Genomic DNA, 14,350 nt, shown 5'->3' with positions numbered 1-14,350 from the left:
GGGGTAGAATGAAGCGCACGTTTTTGGTGGCAATGATACTGTCAGTCTTCACCACCTGGGGGCATATCTTCTTTGACCTGAGAGCTGTGCTGCCGGATCCAGTGGCAAAACTAGCTGTCGCGATAGCTCTCTTTATTTTATTCATTGGAATGATTCAATGGATTGTACAAAAAGGAGAGGAAGATGAACCGGACTCCTGAAATGCCTGGCAGAGGAAACATCGCAGCGTTTCGGTATATAATACGGTTAAAGCAGAATAACGGGCACGCCGTTGTATGAATCGTGGGTAATGGAGGAAGCACTGAAGAAGGGGGATGCGCTGAGTGAAGGCGCATCTCCCTTTTTGTTGATGCGACATTCCATGATTTTTGCTGGGCTTTAATCTAAAATCCGATTTTAGGCGTTTACTGAATAGAGTCGAAAAATACATAAAACAGGATGCATGAGAAAGAGGCGGAACAGATGGGAAATGAGGAACGAAACAAATCGGCAGCTATAAAAACGAAACAAGCAAAAGGCGGGCAGTTTTATAAATCTGTCTGGCGCTGGCACCTGTACGCGGGAGTTGTGTTTGCGCCGCTATTGGTGCTGCTTGCGATCACCGGTTCGGTGTATTTGTTCAAAGCGGAAATTGAGAATGTGCTGTATGCGGATTACTATGAAGTTCAAGCGCAAGAAGAGCGGGTGGCGATTTCGGAGCAGCTGTCGGAAGTGAACCGGCTGTATCCGGAAGGCATCGTCACGGCTTATCGCCCCGGTGAAAATGAATCGCGTTCAAGCGAAGTGAAAGTTGAAGCGGATGGCATGTCGATGACAGTATTCATCGATCCGTACACCGGCTTATCGCTCGGTGAATTGAACAACGATGACCGCATCATGGACAAAATCGAAGAAATCCACGGCGAGCTGATGGCCGGGACGCTCGGTGACCGCATCGTTGAACTGGCCGCGAGCTGGGCGGTCGTGCTCATTGTTACTGGTTTGTTCTTGTGGTTCCCGAAAAAGATGAACGGCGCGGGCGGCGTGTTGTTCCCGCGCCTTCGCCAAGGGCCGAAAATTCGCAGAAGAGACCTCCACGCAGTGCCGGCGTTTTGGCTGTCTGCCGGATTATTGTTTTTGATCATGACCGGGCTTCCGTGGTCGGGCTTTTGGGGCACCAACTTCCAAGCGATGGTGACCAACACAGGAGAAGGTTATCCACCGTCTGTGTGGGTCGGCGACGCGCCGAAATCGGACGTCGAAACGCAGGATATTGCAGAAGTACCGTGGGCCGCGGAAACCTTGGACGTGCCGCTGTCCTCGGTGCAAGGGCTGGTCCCGCTGTCGCTCGATAAAGTAGTCGAAATTGCCGATCAGGAAGGCATTCATCCGGCCTACTCGGTGTTCATCCCGCAAGAACCGGAGGGCGTCTATACGCTATCCGTGTTCCCGCCAAAAGCGCAGGATGAGGCAACGATGCACATCGATCAATATTCTGGCGCGGTACTGGCGGATTACCGCTATGACAATTACGGTGTCATCGGCAAAGTCGTCGCGTGGGGCATCACGCTCCATAAAGGTTCGCAATTCGGCCTGATCAATCAATTAATCAGCTTGTTTATTTGCCTCGGCATTGTCTTTGTAGCCGTCAGTGGCGTCTATCTGTGGTGGAAGCGCAAACCGAAAAAAGGCATGGGCGCCCCGAAAGCGCCGCCGTTGTTCCAGACAAAATCGTTTTTACTGTTGATGATTGTGCTCGGCTTGTTGTTCCCGCTTGCGGGACTGTCGATGGTCATTGTTTGGCTGTTCGATAAACTGGTGATCCAGCGCCTGCCGGCAGTGAAGAAATGGCTGAATGCATGAAGGGGGGAACGGAAATGAAGAAATTTTATGGGCCGCTTGTGGCCGCTGCCGCCATTTTGTTGTTAAGCGCTTGTTCGGTGCGTAGCGATGCGGCGGATTTGTATAAGCAGGAAGCACCGTTGCAGATCTTGATGGATGTACCGGAAGAAATTGTTCCCGGTGAAACTGCGATGCTTGAAGCGAAATTGATGCAAAATGGAGAATCGGTGAAAGAAGCGAACTTTGTTCATTTTGAAATCCTTAAACAGGACGGGTCGATTCCGTATCCAATGAAAGAGGCACAAGAAGTTGGAGAAGGCGTTTATCAAATGGAAGTAAATTTCAGGAGCGATGGACTTTATTTCCTTGAAGTGCATGCCGGAAGCGGAGATGCCATCAGCAATCCGCATTACCAATTCATTGTCGGGGAGCTGTCCGACAGCGAACTCGAGAGCTTGAAAGAAGGACCGGGGCCGGATGCAGGAAGCTCTGGGCATCATCATTAACTACGGTTCCTTTAGTAAAAATCTCTCCGGTAACCACACCAAAGCCCTACTTAACTAAAAATGCTAAAAAGATATGTGCAAAAGTCTCGGAAAAAATTTTCGGCCTATGGGAAAAAAGCAATAATTTCGGGTATAGAACATTAAAGAAAAAATTTGGAGCCGCGGAACAGGACGAAAGGACGGTATAAGTGAACGAAGAGTTATTGATTGCTGATGAAGTCAAAAGAACCTTAAAAGCACGCTGCGAATACCGTGAAGGAAAATTCCATTTCACGAAAACAAAGAAACTGGAAATTTTCCTCGGCTCTAGTTTTTTCAGTTTCAAACTGGATATGGAAATCAGTTTTGAGTATTTCCAGCAAGACGGGGCCGCTGTCAACAAAGCCCGTGTATACATCCTGCCGGAAGAAATGTTGGCTTTTGAAGACACCTTGCGCAGATTCCCGATTCCGCTGCCGATTGCATTCCGCCAGTGCATCCACATGAATCAGAACCTGGTTGAAATCACGATGGAATCGCTGGAGCCGCCTCGGCATTTTGCCCAGCGACTGGCCGCAGCGCTGAAAGAAATCGAATCCTGATCCACCTCCGATCCAACTCAAGCAATGTTGACTTTGCCCGTGACAGAAATCACCCCTTATAGATCGGAGAGAATTTACATGAATCATTTAAAGACTGAAATAAAAAGCGAGTTATTGGAAGCTATGCTGAACGGCAGCCGAGTAGCAGCTGTCGTTACAGACCCCGAACAACAAGACAACCCGATCATCTACTATAATGAAACCTTCGCGCAACTGACAGGTTATACAGAACACGAGATCATCGGACGAAACTGCCGCTTTTTGCAAGGCGACAACACCGACCGTTTCACCATCGGAAAAATCCGGCAAGCAATCGAAAAGCGCGAGAAAATCACCGTCACGCTGGAGAATTACCGAAAAGACGGCACGACGTTTTGGAACCGGCTGAACATCGAACCTGTCACCATGGACGGCCACTTGTATTTCATCGGAACGCAAACGGACATCACCCAGGAAGTCGATCAGCAAATGGAGTTGAACGAAAAAGAACAGGAAATCAATGAGCAAATGCTGCCGATATTGCCGATTGACGACAATATCGGGGCGGTGGCATTGGTCGGGAAAATGAATAATTTGCGGTTTGACGTCCTGACTTCGAAATTGAGCCATTTTGTCCGCGACACGCGCACACGACATATCATCATCGATGTCACGGGCGTGCTGTGGGAGAAAAATTTCCTCTACACCAATCTCTTAATGATCCAAGACGTGCTGAGGTTGATGGGCAGTAAATTGTATATTTCCGGCATCAGCCCCAAAACGGCAATGGAAATCGTCAATATTAAAGATGACGATCAAAACCTATTGACGTTTTCAACGGTGCAGCAAGTCATCCAGCGTTTGCAGGCGAAATAGCCGATAAACAGAAAACCCCCTTGTTCCACATTGGAACAAGGGGGTTTTTGCGTTCTACTGTTGTGATTTTCTGTAATCGTGATAGCCTTGCTTGAAAAAACCGTACCATTCGTCGATCTCCGGCTGCGGTGCGGCCTTCAGCGCTTCGAGCACTTCTTTCCCGAATTCGAGGAATGCGGAGCCGTTCGCGGTGATGAGCTGGCCGCTGCGCACGGCTTGCTGCTGGAGATAGCGGGATCCGTTCGTGTAGCGGTCGCCTGAAGTTTCCTGCAAGTCTTCCAGATGATTGCTTGTGTGCGGCACGTCGTTCAATAAGCCGTTTTTTCCGAGAAATACCGAGGCATCGCAAATGACGCCGAGCACGGCTTGCTGGTTGATTGCTTTGTCAACCAGCTCCATGACGCGTTCGCTGCCATCTTTGCGCCAGGAATTGCCGCCGATCAAGATCAATCCGGCGAATTCCTCCGGGGCATCGTCAATGCCATAATCCGGCAAGACTGTAAAGCCGCCAATTGATCTCATAGGATCTTTCGTCAGCGACACCGTCTTCACATCGAATCTGCGGCCGTCGCCTTCCGGTTCTTCGTTTAATGCCGCCGCCAAAGACGCTGCTTCCCAGTCCGCATATTCGTCCAATAGCACAAAAAGGACTTTTTCGTTCATGCTGTTCATTCCTTTCGCTTGAATATTCTCAAATTTGTTAAGCGAATTATAGCACAGTCATAAGCGTTCGATGCCGGGAAGTGGCTGCTCGATCAATGGCCGCCGGTGATTTCCAAGTAGAAGATCATAAACAGGCTGATGAGGCCGATGACTGCCATGATGCCGTATGCGATTTTACGGAACGTGCCTCCCTTGAAATAAGCGAACAAGACAAAAAAGTACAGCGCCGCTGCCGGCACGAGGAAGGTCAAAAAGCCGCTGACGTCTTCAATGTGGTGGGCGAAAATCGAGATCGCAAGCCCAAGGAACAAGGCGGCGCCATAAAGTGTCATGACATTTTTTAAGCTTTTTTCAGGATCGTTGTTTTGTGAAGCAGCCATAATATCCAAACTCCTTATCGTTTTGTCAGTCCCATTGATTGAATATCAATTGGCCTGTCGTTTTCGGTTTCCAATAAGCCGCTTGTTTCCATTCGGCTTTGTTTAACTGTAGCGCGTTTAGCTGCTCGCTATCAAGCGGCACGTTCAATTCAACTGCGGAGAGTACGTGGTAAAAGGGAGAAAAAACCTCCGACCAGTAGGCATAGTCGATAAAATCAAAGCTTTTACCTTGGCCGCCGGAAGTGAAAGCAAGATAAGGGAAATGAGCGTTCAAAAGAATCAATACAGCATGTCCGTCTCTGTTCATTTCGGCGCGATGATAATTGGAAGATTGTCCAGGTTCAGCAATTGAAATGAGTTGGGTAGATGGACAAAAAGAAAGAGTGAAGCATAGTTGTTTAAACAATGTGCCATCGGTTTTCGGAAGTTCGCCGAACGTGGCGTCAGTAAACCCGCTAATGCCTGCTGGTAATTTCATGTATTCACCTCGGTTTGCGGTAAAATAGGAAGCATTTCAGTCTCAGCCTTGTTTCTTTTTGCGCAGTACATAAATAATGAAAAGAATTATGAAAATCGGCAGGCCGTAAACTAAAACGGTTACTAAAAGGTCTATTATATTCAAACTGGTTTCATTCATCGCACAACTCTCCTTTTGTGGGTTCTTGTCATTACTATACCCAGACTAATGGACGCAGGTTTCATTTTCTTTGAAACTTTCCATTTCCCAGGAAATAACACAATCCAGGCATTCCTTGTTGACGGGAACATGTGCTAGTAGTAAATTGGTTTTAATTAAAGACAATAAGAGTCTTTGATATCTGTGAAAGAAGTGAAGGAGGATGCCTGATGAAATATTCAAATGCCACGAATTACGCCTTGCATACGATGGTACAGCTGATCCGCTTGCCTAGGGATGCGTCAATCGGCGTGCAGGAACTGGCGAAAGCCCAGCAGTTATCGCCGACTTATTTGTCGAAAATCTTGACGAAACTGACAAAAGCCAACTTGATTGAATCGACACCTGGCGCAAAAGGCGGCTACCGGCTGGCGAGAGGCGAGCGGGACATCTCGTTTTTCGATGTGATTCAGGCGATTGAAGGCGAGAGCCATTTATTCGACTGCACGCTCCATCGCCACGAAGGCTGCCTGATCGAGAAAGTCATGCGGGACGCCGAAGCCAATATGAAACAGGAACTTCAGGAACAGCTTTTAGTGGATATTGCCGAACAGGCAGGACAACAACAAGGAGGCGATGTGAAATGAACGATTCATTGGTAAACCAGGAAGCAGTACTCGATTGTGCGATTATCGGTGGCGGGCCGGCGGGACTCAATGCAGCGCTCGTGCTCGGCCGTTCGTTGAAAAAGACCATTCTGTTCGACGACAACCAGCCGAGAAACCGCGTGACGCATGAATCGCACGGGTTTTTGACACGCGACGGCATCAATCCCCAGGAGCTAAAAGAGTTGGCGCAACAAGAACTCGCGCATTATCCCGATGTTCAAATTAACAACAGCCGCGTCGCTGCAGTCACGAAAGAACCCAAATCTTTCCTCATCGAAACGGAAGGCGGGGAAGTCTTCCATGCGAGAAAAGTGATTCTGGCAACCGGATTCACGGAAACTTTGCCGGACATTCCGCGCGTGCAAGAGTTTTACGGCACGAGCCTGTTCAGCTGCCCCTTCTGCGACGGTTATGAAATGCGCGGCGAGTCGCTGGTCATTGTTTCGGAACATGAAGCAGCTGACCATCTCGCAAAAGTCGTCTCTAATTGGACGAACAATTTGATCATTGCGACCAACGGCAAAAAACACATCACGCCGACTGAGCAGAAAACGCTTGAGCACCACGGCGTCCTCGTTTACGAAGAACCGATCCGCTCGCTGGACGGGGAAAACGGCAAGCTGCGCGCCATCACGTTCGAAGACGGCACGACGATCGAGCGCTCCGGTGGATTTGTTACAGCCGAGTGGCACCAGTCCACATCCATCGCGAAAGATTTAGGCTGTTATATTAATGAGCGCGGCGGGGTGGAGACCGACCCGATGCAGCGCACCAATGTCGAAGGTGTCTTTGCCTGCGGCGATATTTCCATGGGGCCCGCGCAATTGATTATCGCGGCCGGACAAGGCAGTCTCGCCGCCACCAGTGTTGTCGCTGCTTTCACGGAAGAACGGTTCGGCGAATGAACTATGCCGAAAACTGACGGAAAAATGCATGAAAAAAGGGGGCTGTCCCAAAAGGTCATGAAAAGTGACTTTTAGGGGCAGCCCTTTTTCGTCTTCTAAAGAAAAGGCTGATGTCCATTTCGACGGACGCTTTCCGCGGGCACGGCCTTAGCCGCTTCCCTCGCTTCGCTCAGTCCAGGGTCTTCGGCTCGCGCTGTTCCCGCTGGAGTCGCCGTCTCCATTCCCATCATCCGGTTTAAAAAAGAAAAAAGGATACAAAAAAATCGTCCATTTCTGTAAAATGGGAGTTACCACACCACCATTAGAGAAAGGACGATTTTTATGTGCAATCCGAAGATTACTTCCTCAAATTATAACACTGAACAAGCCACATTTCCACTCGCTCTGGAAGAAGGAACTGGCGTTCCGCTACCCAAAAAAGCGAGCCCTACGTTCATTCCCTATAACAACCAACAAGGATTTGCCATCTTTGATATACAAGATCTTGTGCCATCCAACCATGTCGCCCGGGTCATCGACGAAATGGTGGAATTGATTGATGATGAGTTGTTTTTCGCGCACTACAAAGGCGGTGGAAGAAGCTCTTTCCATCCAAAAATGATGACCAAAGTTATCCTCTACGCTTATTCGAAGAAAATCTATTCTTCTCGAGGTATTGAAGAAACACTTACTGAACACATTCCGTCCATGTGGCTCGCAGCTGGCCAACAACCAGATCACCGAACGATTAACCGATTCCGTTCGGATCATTTAAAAGCGATGATGGACTCGCTTTTCGAACAGATGATTCACCAGCTGATCGAACAGAACTACATCACTATGGAGCATTATTTTTTGGATGGCACTAAAATTGAAGCTGATGCCAATAAGTATTCATTCGTCTGGAAAAAAGCGACACAGAATTTCGAAGGCAAATTGAAGGTGAAGATTGCCGAAACGATTCAGCATATCCATGAATTGGCCGCAACTGAAGCGATTCCAATCAACGAACAGATAGAAGAAGCAACGCCTGAACAGCTGGAAGAAATGGCGGAAGCCATGGAAGAACAGATTGACGCATTCACGGGAGCCATTGATCTGGAAGAGGATACCGAAAAACGAAAGCAACTCCGGTCCAAGCGCAGTGAGTGGAAAAAGCCGGTCAAAGCGATTCGCGAAGATTTCCTTCCTCGTCTGGAGAAATATAGTCAGCACCACGAGATCTTCGGTGATCGAAACAGCTTTTCAAAAACAGACCCGGATGCGACCTTTATGCGAATGAAAGATGATCACATGAAAAATGGTCAATTGAAAGCAGCTTACAACGTACAAATGGCCACAGAAAATCAGTTCATTCTTTATTATTCGGTGCATCAGCGACCAACGGACACGCGCTGTTTCATTCCGCATCTGGAGAAACTAGCGGCTTCCAGCCTCCCTATGCCGGAGACGATCATCGCCGATGCGGGATATGGCAGTGAAGAGAATTACCTGTATGCGTTGGGCGATGAAAAAGAGCCGCGTTTCGACTTTCTCATTCCATATGGAATGTATCTGAAGGAAAAATCAGCGAGTTACAAGAAGAATATCAAACACGCGAAAAATTGGACATACCTGGAAGAAGAAGATTGTTTCATCTGTCCGAATGGTCGGCGTGTCGCATTTAAAAAATACCTGAATAAAAAGAATGCCTCTGGTTACGAACAAAACTTAAAAATCTATGAATGCGAAGACTGTTCGGGTTGTCCGTTAAAAGCCCTCTGCACGAAAGCAAAAGGCAACCGGCAAGTCCAATGGAATCCCATTTATGAAGAAATGAAAGCGAAGGCCAAAGCAGCCCTTGAAGATGAAACGAAGACACAAATCTACGCGCAACGCAAAATTGACGTAGAAAGTGTGTTCGGTCATATCAAGGGCAATCGGTCGTTCCGCCGATTTCTCCTCCGGGGCTTAGAGAAAGTGCATACAGAGTTCGGGATTGTGGCATTGGCCCACAACCTCCTGAAAGTAGCCAGCATGCGCCGGCTACTTTCAGTGTCCTCACCAATAAATGAAAAACAGACGGAGAAAAAGAATTTCTTTTTCTCCGTCTGTTTTATTTTAGGGGCTTATGGGACAGCCCCTTTTTTTCATGCAAAACTTTATGCTTTCTCTGCTTTTTTCTCGGATGCCCGCATATACTCGATCCAGGAAATCCATAAAGCCGCCGCGGCACCGATCCATAAGACCGGGCTTGTCAGCGAAATGCTGTTCTGGGATTCGCCGCCGAGCGCTGTCAAAACAGCAATTACCAATAACGGCACGCCGACCATCAATGCGGGAAAGATGATCATATAGCGCTTTTTCTCGCGGCGCGGCTTAACCGTGGCCCAGCTGAATATGGCCATTAAGACGATGACCACAAACAAGATCCACGTCGGAATGCCGAGGTCGGCGAGAGTACCCGGGAAATAATCGTTGATCAATAACAGAGACAAGTTCAGCAATAATACAGCAATAATAAGCCAATAGGTTTTCATATAATAAAAATCCTCTCATGATTGGCATACAATGGCCTTCCCCTCAGTCTAACAAAGATAGCTCGAGATAAAAGGAATTGAACTGAATCCCTTAGCCCGTGTGAAGATTCCGTGACGCAAAAGAACCCGCCGGCACTGGAGGGTTTCGCTCTATTCTCTGGATTCTTGCATTTTTTTCTTGTATGCTTTTTTGTCATCGGAATAACTCGACCATAAAAATACGGCCGACGTTACCCACAGAGGGGTACTGGCGAGCGAGTAACCTGTGCTCGACTCACCGCCAAGTAAGCTGAGCAGCGCCATCAGCAAAATTGGATAACCCAATCCGATAGCGCTAAAGGTCAATTTGGAATGCTTTCCTCTTTCTGGCGGTGGGCTGTCACCATTCGGCGTAATGAATATGGCAATGACGAGGCAAGCGAGTGCAGCCAGGATGAGCCAAGAGCTTACGCCGAGCGCCTCCAATGTGGCTGGAAAGAAATCAGTGATAAGCCAAAGCGTGACAAGCGCTAAAGCTCCGAAGATTAAGGTTCGATACAAATTCATCCTACCAGTCCTTTCGTTTTGTGGGTCAGCTTACAAGCTTGTCGTCGCCGCGAAAAATAGTTTAACTGCTCCGTTCCCGGGCATCCGCCAAATTCGCCGTCCAATCGGCGAAAATGATTTTCATCAGCTTGTCCGACGCTTCCTGCGGCGCCATCGTAAAGCCACCCTTGACCCAGGACGCCAAATAGCCGATTGTGCCCCAGCCTGCGAAGACGGCGAGGTCCTCATCGCCGAAAATATGTTCGAGCTGGTCGGCAAAGCGGCTCGTAAGTTCATGGATGCGCCCGGCATCGGAAAATTCCTGGCGGTAAAACGAACGGTAGCGGAAGATGTGTCGGCAGATCTTCAAATTGATGGTTTCTGCATCTGACGGTTCGGCATAAATCTGCAAGAGACGTCCGTTCAATTGGCCGCGTACCGCGTCCATCAGCTCGTATTTATCGGTGAAGTGCAGGTAGAATGTGGAGCGGGAAATGCCGGCATAGGCAACGATGTCCTTGACCGATACTTCCTCGAAATCCTGTTCAGCAAGCAAGTGGATGAAGGTTTCGGTGATGGTTTGTTTTGCTGTTATCATTTATGTCACTCCATTAGACAATATTGTAGTAAATGTCTCGTGTTATTTACGGGAATTACGCTTACGCTAATTATAGTAGATAACGGGGGGAATTGCTCATGACGAAGGATGTTTATGTGATCACAGGCGGTTCAGAAGATCTGGCCATTGCATTGGCACAGCGCATTGGCCCAAAAGGCACGCTGCTGTTGGTGGATTCATGCGAAAAATGCCTCGAACAAGTAAAGCAACAGCTTTTCCAAAAAGGCATGACTGACGTCCACTGCGAGACGTCCGACCTGACATCGAAACGAGCGGTCGGAACCTTAGCGGAAAAAGCGTTGGAACTCGGGACCTTGAGAGGGCTCGTCCATGCAGCAGGCTTATCGAATGCAAACGATTCCAAACGCACGATGGCCGATAATGTCATTGGCATGAGCCTTGTGCTCGAAGCGTTTTTACCGCTTGCGAATGAAACGACGTCTGCCGTCATGGTGTCCTCGATGACCGCCTATATGGTGCCGCAAAACGGCCAGTATATGGACGCCTTGAAACAACAGCTCGCAGCTAACCTGGTTGAGACACTCGACCAGTTCACGCAAGGAGATGCGGGCGCGGCCAACAGCATGTCAAAGCTCGCCGTCCACTTGATCGTCGAAGACCAGGCCTGGGCATGGGGTGAAAAAGGCGCGCGGCTCAATTCGGTATCGCCTGGCCTGATGAGTGTGCCGGATGCGTCGGGAGAAATTCAAACCATGCTCGACCACACGCCGCTGCGGCGGACAGCCGAACCGGAAGAAATCGCCTCTGCGATCGAGTTTCTGTTGAGTGATTCGGCATCCTATATTACCGGCATCGACTTGCGCATCGACGGCGGCACGATTGCCAATTACCCGCGAATGAAAGCAGCGATTTCCCACGAGAAGATGAAACGCTTTTAATACATACGTAACCGAACCTCGCTGGCAAACAGGGGGGTTTTTTGTATGAAGATTTTTTGGTATTATTAATAACAATTTTTCCAATAAATGTTACCATCAATGGAAAGACTTTAAATTTGAACAAAGGAGGAAAAGAAATGACATTTTGGGACGAATTTGCTTACTCGATTGGCTTTTTTGATTATATGAGGCTATTACTCGAATTGTTTTTCATCACGAGCTGCTTAGCGACCATCGTCTATATCGCAACTAAAAATCAGTATATTTCCTACTTGGCCACAGCACCGATTTTCTTCGTGCTGGCTCACATTTTCTATCAAACGTCGCATATTATCCTTGTGATTATCGCCATGTCCATTCAAGCGCTGGTCATCTTGTTTATCCAAAAGCAAGACTTGCTCGGGAAATTAGCGTCGAAGGAGAAAGAAAAAGCTCCGGAAGCTGAATAACATACTTGGACCAGGGGGATTTAATTTTTAGTTGCCAGGGTCTCTAACTCAACTGTACAGAGCTAGCACTTTTTACAGACAAAAATCATTTCACTACAGGAAGCGTGTAATGGAGTTTTATCCCATGAGCTATATGATTCCAATACAGTAAATCCGTTGTCTGTGAGCAGCCGCTCCATTTCGAGAGGGAACACATAGCGCAGGGAAATGCTGTCTTGTTCTACGGAATTCTCGTTGGAACCTTCGAGTATTTCCCGAACTGATGTACAGTGCAAAATCTGGGTTAATGGATGGTAGGTTTCGGTATTTTTCTCACGGATCTTACGATGGCGTTTATCAGTATAAGTGCTAATTGATTCTTCGACTTGTGCAAGTTCGCTTAAAACAGGGAACCGTGTATTGAAAATAAAGACACCATTATCGCTTAAATGAGTTTTTACAGATTTTAGTAGCTGATTTTGTGATTCGTTGGTGAGAAAATGCTGAAAAGAATTTCCTGTCATATAAATAAGAGCGGCTTCAATGTTCAAGGCAAGCTGCGTACAATCCTGTAAAACCCAGTCGATTCGTAGATTGGCATCGAGTGTTTTTTCTTTAGCTCTTTCCAGCATGCCTTCATGCAGGTCCGCTCCAATTAATTGATGTCCATGCTGAGCTAAAGGAATCGTGACTCGCCCTGTGCCACAGCCTAAATCCAGGATGGGGCCAATCGATTTTTCAGCCCATTCGGCAAGAAACGGCACATCGCTTAAATAATTTTGATACTCCAGGTCGTAATATTCGGGGTCTTCATATTTTTCAAAGTTGCCGTTAAAGACGTTCTTGCTCAAATTACTCACTATTGTTCCTCCTCAATTTCAACACGAATAGATGTAAATGGCACATTGCAAAAACAACAGTGAAGATACTGTGGCAACCTTTTATTCTTCTAAGCGTAAGGTCAAGAGGTCGGTTTGAGTGATCAAATCCACTCGGCTGCCATCTTTTTCATAATACTGGGACGCGCCTTCTTGTTCAGCTAAAGTCCATCCTTTCGATTGAATGGCTAATTTATAGAAATAAGGAATTCCGTTTTCTTCTGAAGCTTTTGGCCAATCATAGACGGCAACTGAATCGGTGTTCTTGATCAACACTGCACTTTTAGGTATAGGAAACCCAGAGCTCGCTTGTTCTTGGTAGGGATAAAAGACAGTTAAGGTAAAAAACATTCCAATAAGCACGAATGTCGATAGCGTAATGCCAATCAACTTTTTAGACATGGTTTTCCTCCAAGGTAAATTTAGTTTTTGTGGTAAACGCGAAAATACATCAGATATTCCATCTTCTTACATAATATACCATTAGATTTGGGAGGGGAAAAAGTAAATTTATTTTTAATCGATTATCACTCTTGCAAAAGGACGTGTGCCCATGTTTTGGCTGGAAATCGGATTGCTTATTCTAGGTATTTTCTTGTTGAACTTGCTAATGAACTTCATTCTTAGGAAACTATTGAAAATCGAAAAAGAAAAGAAAGATTTCTTTTCGTCTGATTACGTCAATGAACGGCATGGAGCGATTGATAAGTGGCTCAGAAGGCTATGGCTGCTTTTGAGCAGCATCGCTATTTATTTAGTATTTATTCAAGCATTTCCGGTTTTGCTTTACTTGATGTTGTTTGTCGTTTTAATGGCATCGGACGCTTTTGTCAGAGCCTATTTTGAGTGGAAGCACTCCAATCAGCCGAAACTAGCTATTTTGACGCTCAGTGAGCTGGTAGTTTGGACATCTGCAGTCACCTTTGTAATATATTTCGATGTCTTTAACCTTTTAACGCTAGTCTGATAATGTTTGAAAGGAGCGGAAGGAAAGATGACAGAAGAAAAGAAAATGCAGTATTTTCATCTAACACTTTGTAAAGTTGCCATGTTGTTGTTTGGGCTGAATCTCGTTCGGACGCTCTCGATTCACCACGATCAGCTCAGCTTTTTGATTGGATTCATTGGCTACTCGTTGGTCTCCATTCATGTTCGTTCGCTTGAAAAGAAGTGGGGGATCCCGAAAAAGCATGTATGGATCAGTCTCGGTGTCTTTGCGTTGATCTTTCTCCCACTTGCTTATTGGTTGGCGTTTCCTCGTTAAGACATAATGAAATCGGAGGGATAAGATGAATGAAAAAGCAGTTTGGACTATAGCATTTATCTTTGCGGTTGCGACTCTTATCTTGAACAATGCTTTAGACACAGCTGTTGGCGGCTGGTTGATGACAATTAGTTTTTTAGCATTTGCAGTGGCAGTCGTAGGGTCTATATATTACATCAGTAAGCTTTTGATTATACAATTTTTTCGTGAAACGAATCGGTAAAACAGTAGTATTCCGGTCTCC

20 protein-coding genes are annotated in these 14,350 nt (G+C 47.0%); 13 read left to right on the top strand and 7 right to left on the bottom strand.

The window, feature by feature from the left end; all coding sequences use genetic code 11:
- The first annotated feature begins 8 nt into the window (after window positions 1-8).
- The 5 genes from KTG14_RS13715 (at window position 9) to ytvA (ending at window position 3,763) form a co-directional block, all read left to right on the top strand.
- Window positions 9-200 (top strand): hypothetical protein, encoded by a 192-nt coding sequence (locus KTG14_RS13715; RefSeq protein ID WP_216971456.1) that lies wholly within the window; start codon window positions 9-11, stop codon window positions 198-200.
- Window positions 201-462: 262 nt separating this feature from the next.
- The gene (locus KTG14_RS13710) at window positions 463-1,842 is read left to right on the top strand and encodes a PepSY-associated TM helix domain-containing protein (RefSeq protein ID WP_216971455.1); all 1,380 of its coding nucleotides are present in this window, start codon (window positions 463-465) and stop codon (window positions 1,840-1,842) included.
- A 14-nt stretch (window positions 1,843-1,856) separates the two neighbouring features.
- Window positions 1,857-2,327 carry a FixH family protein gene (locus KTG14_RS13705; protein WP_216971454.1) on the top strand — a complete coding sequence of 157 codons (471 nt, stop codon included), beginning with the start codon at window positions 1,857-1,859 and terminating at the stop codon, window positions 2,325-2,327.
- A gap of 188 nt (window positions 2,328-2,515) precedes the next feature.
- Window positions 2,516-2,908 (top strand): hypothetical protein, encoded by a 393-nt coding sequence (locus KTG14_RS13700; protein WP_216971453.1) that lies wholly within the window; start codon window positions 2,516-2,518, stop codon window positions 2,906-2,908.
- Window positions 2,909-2,986: 78 nt separating this feature from the next.
- A complete protein-coding gene (gene ytvA, locus KTG14_RS13695; RefSeq protein ID WP_216971452.1) occupies window positions 2,987-3,763 on the top strand; it encodes a YtvA family blue-light photoreceptor in 777 nt (258 codons plus the stop codon).
- Window positions 3,764-3,817: 54 nt separating this feature from the next.
- Here the strand turns inward: ytvA and KTG14_RS13690 are convergent, their stop codons facing one another.
- The 3 genes from KTG14_RS13690 to KTG14_RS13680 all read right to left on the bottom strand — a co-directional run bounded on the left by KTG14_RS13690 (window position 3,818) and on the right by KTG14_RS13680 (window position 5,284).
- Entirely contained in the window at window positions 3,818-4,426 is a 609-nt protein-coding gene (locus KTG14_RS13690) for a type 1 glutamine amidotransferase family protein (RefSeq protein ID WP_216971451.1), read from the bottom strand.
- Between the two features lie 92 nt (window positions 4,427-4,518).
- Window positions 4,519-4,806 (bottom strand): hypothetical protein, encoded by a 288-nt coding sequence (locus KTG14_RS13685; protein WP_216971450.1) that lies wholly within the window; start codon window positions 4,804-4,806, stop codon window positions 4,519-4,521.
- 25 nt (window positions 4,807-4,831) lie between these two features.
- On the bottom strand, window positions 4,832-5,284 hold the full coding sequence (locus tag KTG14_RS13680) for a hypothetical protein (RefSeq protein WP_216971449.1): 453 nt from the start codon (window positions 5,282-5,284) through the stop codon (window positions 4,832-4,834).
- Between the two features lie 368 nt (window positions 5,285-5,652).
- On the opposite strand from KTG14_RS13680, the gene KTG14_RS13675 reads away from it, so the two are divergent.
- The 3 genes from KTG14_RS13675 (at window position 5,653) to KTG14_RS13665 (ending at window position 9,311) form a co-directional block, all read left to right on the top strand.
- Window positions 5,653-6,069, top strand: coding sequence for an Rrf2 family transcriptional regulator (locus KTG14_RS13675; RefSeq protein WP_216971448.1), 417 nt, complete (start codon window positions 5,653-5,655; stop codon window positions 6,067-6,069).
- Entirely contained in the window at window positions 6,066-6,995 is a 930-nt protein-coding gene (locus KTG14_RS13670) for an NAD(P)/FAD-dependent oxidoreductase (protein ID WP_216971447.1), read from the top strand. Before KTG14_RS13675 ends, KTG14_RS13670 begins: the two co-directional genes overlap by 4 nt.
- Window positions 6,996-7,316: 321 nt before the next feature.
- Window positions 7,317-9,311 carry an IS1182 family transposase gene (locus KTG14_RS13665; RefSeq protein WP_254178175.1) on the top strand — a complete coding sequence of 665 codons (1,995 nt, stop codon included), beginning with the start codon at window positions 7,317-7,319 and terminating at the stop codon, window positions 9,309-9,311.
- Between the two features lie 332 nt (window positions 9,312-9,643).
- On the opposite strand, the gene KTG14_RS13660 is transcribed toward KTG14_RS13665, so the two are convergent.
- Together KTG14_RS13660 and KTG14_RS13655 are read right to left on the bottom strand one after the other, a co-directional pair.
- Window positions 9,644-10,039 (bottom strand): hypothetical protein, encoded by a 396-nt coding sequence (locus tag KTG14_RS13660; RefSeq protein WP_216971446.1) that lies wholly within the window; start codon window positions 10,037-10,039, stop codon window positions 9,644-9,646.
- Window positions 10,040-10,100: 61 nt separating this feature from the next.
- The gene (locus KTG14_RS13655) at window positions 10,101-10,616 is read right to left on the bottom strand and encodes a TetR/AcrR family transcriptional regulator (protein ID WP_216971445.1); all 516 of its coding nucleotides are present in this window, start codon (window positions 10,614-10,616) and stop codon (window positions 10,101-10,103) included.
- A 98-nt stretch (window positions 10,617-10,714) separates the two neighbouring features.
- On the opposite strand from KTG14_RS13655, the gene KTG14_RS13650 reads away from it, so the two are divergent.
- On the top strand, window positions 10,715-11,536 hold the full coding sequence (locus KTG14_RS13650; protein ID WP_216971444.1) for an SDR family oxidoreductase: 822 nt from the start codon (window positions 10,715-10,717) through the stop codon (window positions 11,534-11,536).
- Between the two features lie 137 nt (window positions 11,537-11,673).
- Complete coding sequence (locus tag KTG14_RS13645) at window positions 11,674-11,985, top strand: hypothetical protein (RefSeq protein ID WP_216971443.1); 312 nt, start codon at window positions 11,674-11,676, stop codon at window positions 11,983-11,985.
- A gap of 62 nt (window positions 11,986-12,047) precedes the next feature.
- On the opposite strand, the gene KTG14_RS13640 is transcribed toward KTG14_RS13645, so the two are convergent.
- Both KTG14_RS13640 and KTG14_RS13635 read right to left on the bottom strand, forming a co-directional pair.
- Window positions 12,048-12,824, bottom strand: a complete 777-nt coding sequence (locus tag KTG14_RS13640) for a class I SAM-dependent DNA methyltransferase (RefSeq protein WP_308462025.1) — start codon at window positions 12,822-12,824, stop codon at window positions 12,048-12,050.
- Window positions 12,825-12,905: 81 nt separating this feature from the next.
- Window positions 12,906-13,244, bottom strand: a complete 339-nt coding sequence (locus tag KTG14_RS13635) for a hypothetical protein (RefSeq protein WP_216971442.1) — start codon at window positions 13,242-13,244, stop codon at window positions 12,906-12,908.
- A gap of 151 nt (window positions 13,245-13,395) precedes the next feature.
- On the opposite strand from KTG14_RS13635, the gene KTG14_RS13630 reads away from it, so the two are divergent.
- Genes KTG14_RS13630 through KTG14_RS13620 form a run of 3 tightly spaced genes read left to right on the top strand, consistent with a single transcriptional unit; the run spans window position 13,396 to window position 14,329 of the window.
- On the top strand, window positions 13,396-13,809 hold the full coding sequence (locus KTG14_RS13630) for a DUF4181 domain-containing protein (RefSeq protein WP_216971441.1): 414 nt from the start codon (window positions 13,396-13,398) through the stop codon (window positions 13,807-13,809).
- A gap of 27 nt (window positions 13,810-13,836) precedes the next feature.
- Entirely contained in the window at window positions 13,837-14,106 is a 270-nt protein-coding gene (locus KTG14_RS13625) for a hypothetical protein (protein ID WP_216971440.1), read from the top strand.
- Window positions 14,107-14,131: 25 nt separating this feature from the next.
- On the top strand, window positions 14,132-14,329 hold the full coding sequence (locus KTG14_RS13620; RefSeq protein ID WP_216971439.1) for a hypothetical protein: 198 nt from the start codon (window positions 14,132-14,134) through the stop codon (window positions 14,327-14,329).
- Window positions 14,330-14,350: the final 21 nt, after the last annotated feature.

This window comes from Planococcus sp. CP5-4_YE (genome assembly GCF_019042655.1).
GTDB lineage: Bacteria > Bacillota > Bacilli > Bacillales_A > Planococcaceae > Planococcus.
Note: the sequence above shows the minus strand (reverse complement) of the source record. Positions and strands in the feature narration are given on the sequence as shown.

Excerpts from the sequence above, each read along its gene's own strand:
- KTG14_RS13655 (WP_216971445.1), bottom strand. The coding sequence starts at position 10,616 with ATGATAACAGCAAAACAAACCATCACCGAAACCTTCATCCACTTGCTT.
- KTG14_RS13635 (WP_216971442.1), bottom strand. The coding sequence starts at position 13,244 with ATGTCTAAAAAGTTGATTGGCATTACGCTATCGACATTCGTGCTTATT.
- KTG14_RS13665 (WP_254178175.1), top strand. The coding sequence starts at position 7,317 with ATGTGCAATCCGAAGATTACTTCCTCAAATTATAACACTGAACAAGCC.
- ytvA (WP_216971452.1), top strand. The coding sequence starts at position 2,987 with ATGAATCATTTAAAGACTGAAATAAAAAGCGAGTTATTGGAAGCTATG.
- KTG14_RS13680 (WP_216971449.1), bottom strand. The coding sequence starts at position 5,284 with ATGAAATTACCAGCAGGCATTAGCGGGTTTACTGACGCCACGTTCGGC.
- KTG14_RS13675 (WP_216971448.1), top strand. The coding sequence starts at position 5,653 with ATGAAATATTCAAATGCCACGAATTACGCCTTGCATACGATGGTACAG.
- KTG14_RS13670 (WP_216971447.1), top strand. The coding sequence starts at position 6,066 with ATGAACGATTCATTGGTAAACCAGGAAGCAGTACTCGATTGTGCGATT.
- KTG14_RS13705 (WP_216971454.1), top strand. The coding sequence starts at position 1,857 with ATGAAGAAATTTTATGGGCCGCTTGTGGCCGCTGCCGCCATTTTGTTG.
- KTG14_RS13620 (WP_216971439.1), top strand. The coding sequence starts at position 14,132 with ATGAATGAAAAAGCAGTTTGGACTATAGCATTTATCTTTGCGGTTGCG.
- KTG14_RS13625 (WP_216971440.1), top strand. The coding sequence starts at position 13,837 with ATGACAGAAGAAAAGAAAATGCAGTATTTTCATCTAACACTTTGTAAA.
- KTG14_RS13685 (WP_216971450.1), bottom strand. The coding sequence starts at position 4,806 with ATGGCTGCTTCACAAAACAACGATCCTGAAAAAAGCTTAAAAAATGTC.
- KTG14_RS13710 (WP_216971455.1), top strand. The coding sequence starts at position 463 with ATGGGAAATGAGGAACGAAACAAATCGGCAGCTATAAAAACGAAACAA.
- KTG14_RS13660 (WP_216971446.1), bottom strand. The coding sequence starts at position 10,039 with ATGAATTTGTATCGAACCTTAATCTTCGGAGCTTTAGCGCTTGTCACG.
- KTG14_RS13645 (WP_216971443.1), top strand. The coding sequence starts at position 11,674 with ATGACATTTTGGGACGAATTTGCTTACTCGATTGGCTTTTTTGATTAT.
- KTG14_RS13650 (WP_216971444.1), top strand. The coding sequence starts at position 10,715 with ATGACGAAGGATGTTTATGTGATCACAGGCGGTTCAGAAGATCTGGCC.
- KTG14_RS13690 (WP_216971451.1), bottom strand. The coding sequence starts at position 4,426 with ATGAACGAAAAAGTCCTTTTTGTGCTATTGGACGAATATGCGGACTGG.
- KTG14_RS13630 (WP_216971441.1), top strand. The coding sequence starts at position 13,396 with ATGTTTTGGCTGGAAATCGGATTGCTTATTCTAGGTATTTTCTTGTTG.
- KTG14_RS13715 (WP_216971456.1), top strand. The coding sequence starts at position 9 with ATGAAGCGCACGTTTTTGGTGGCAATGATACTGTCAGTCTTCACCACC.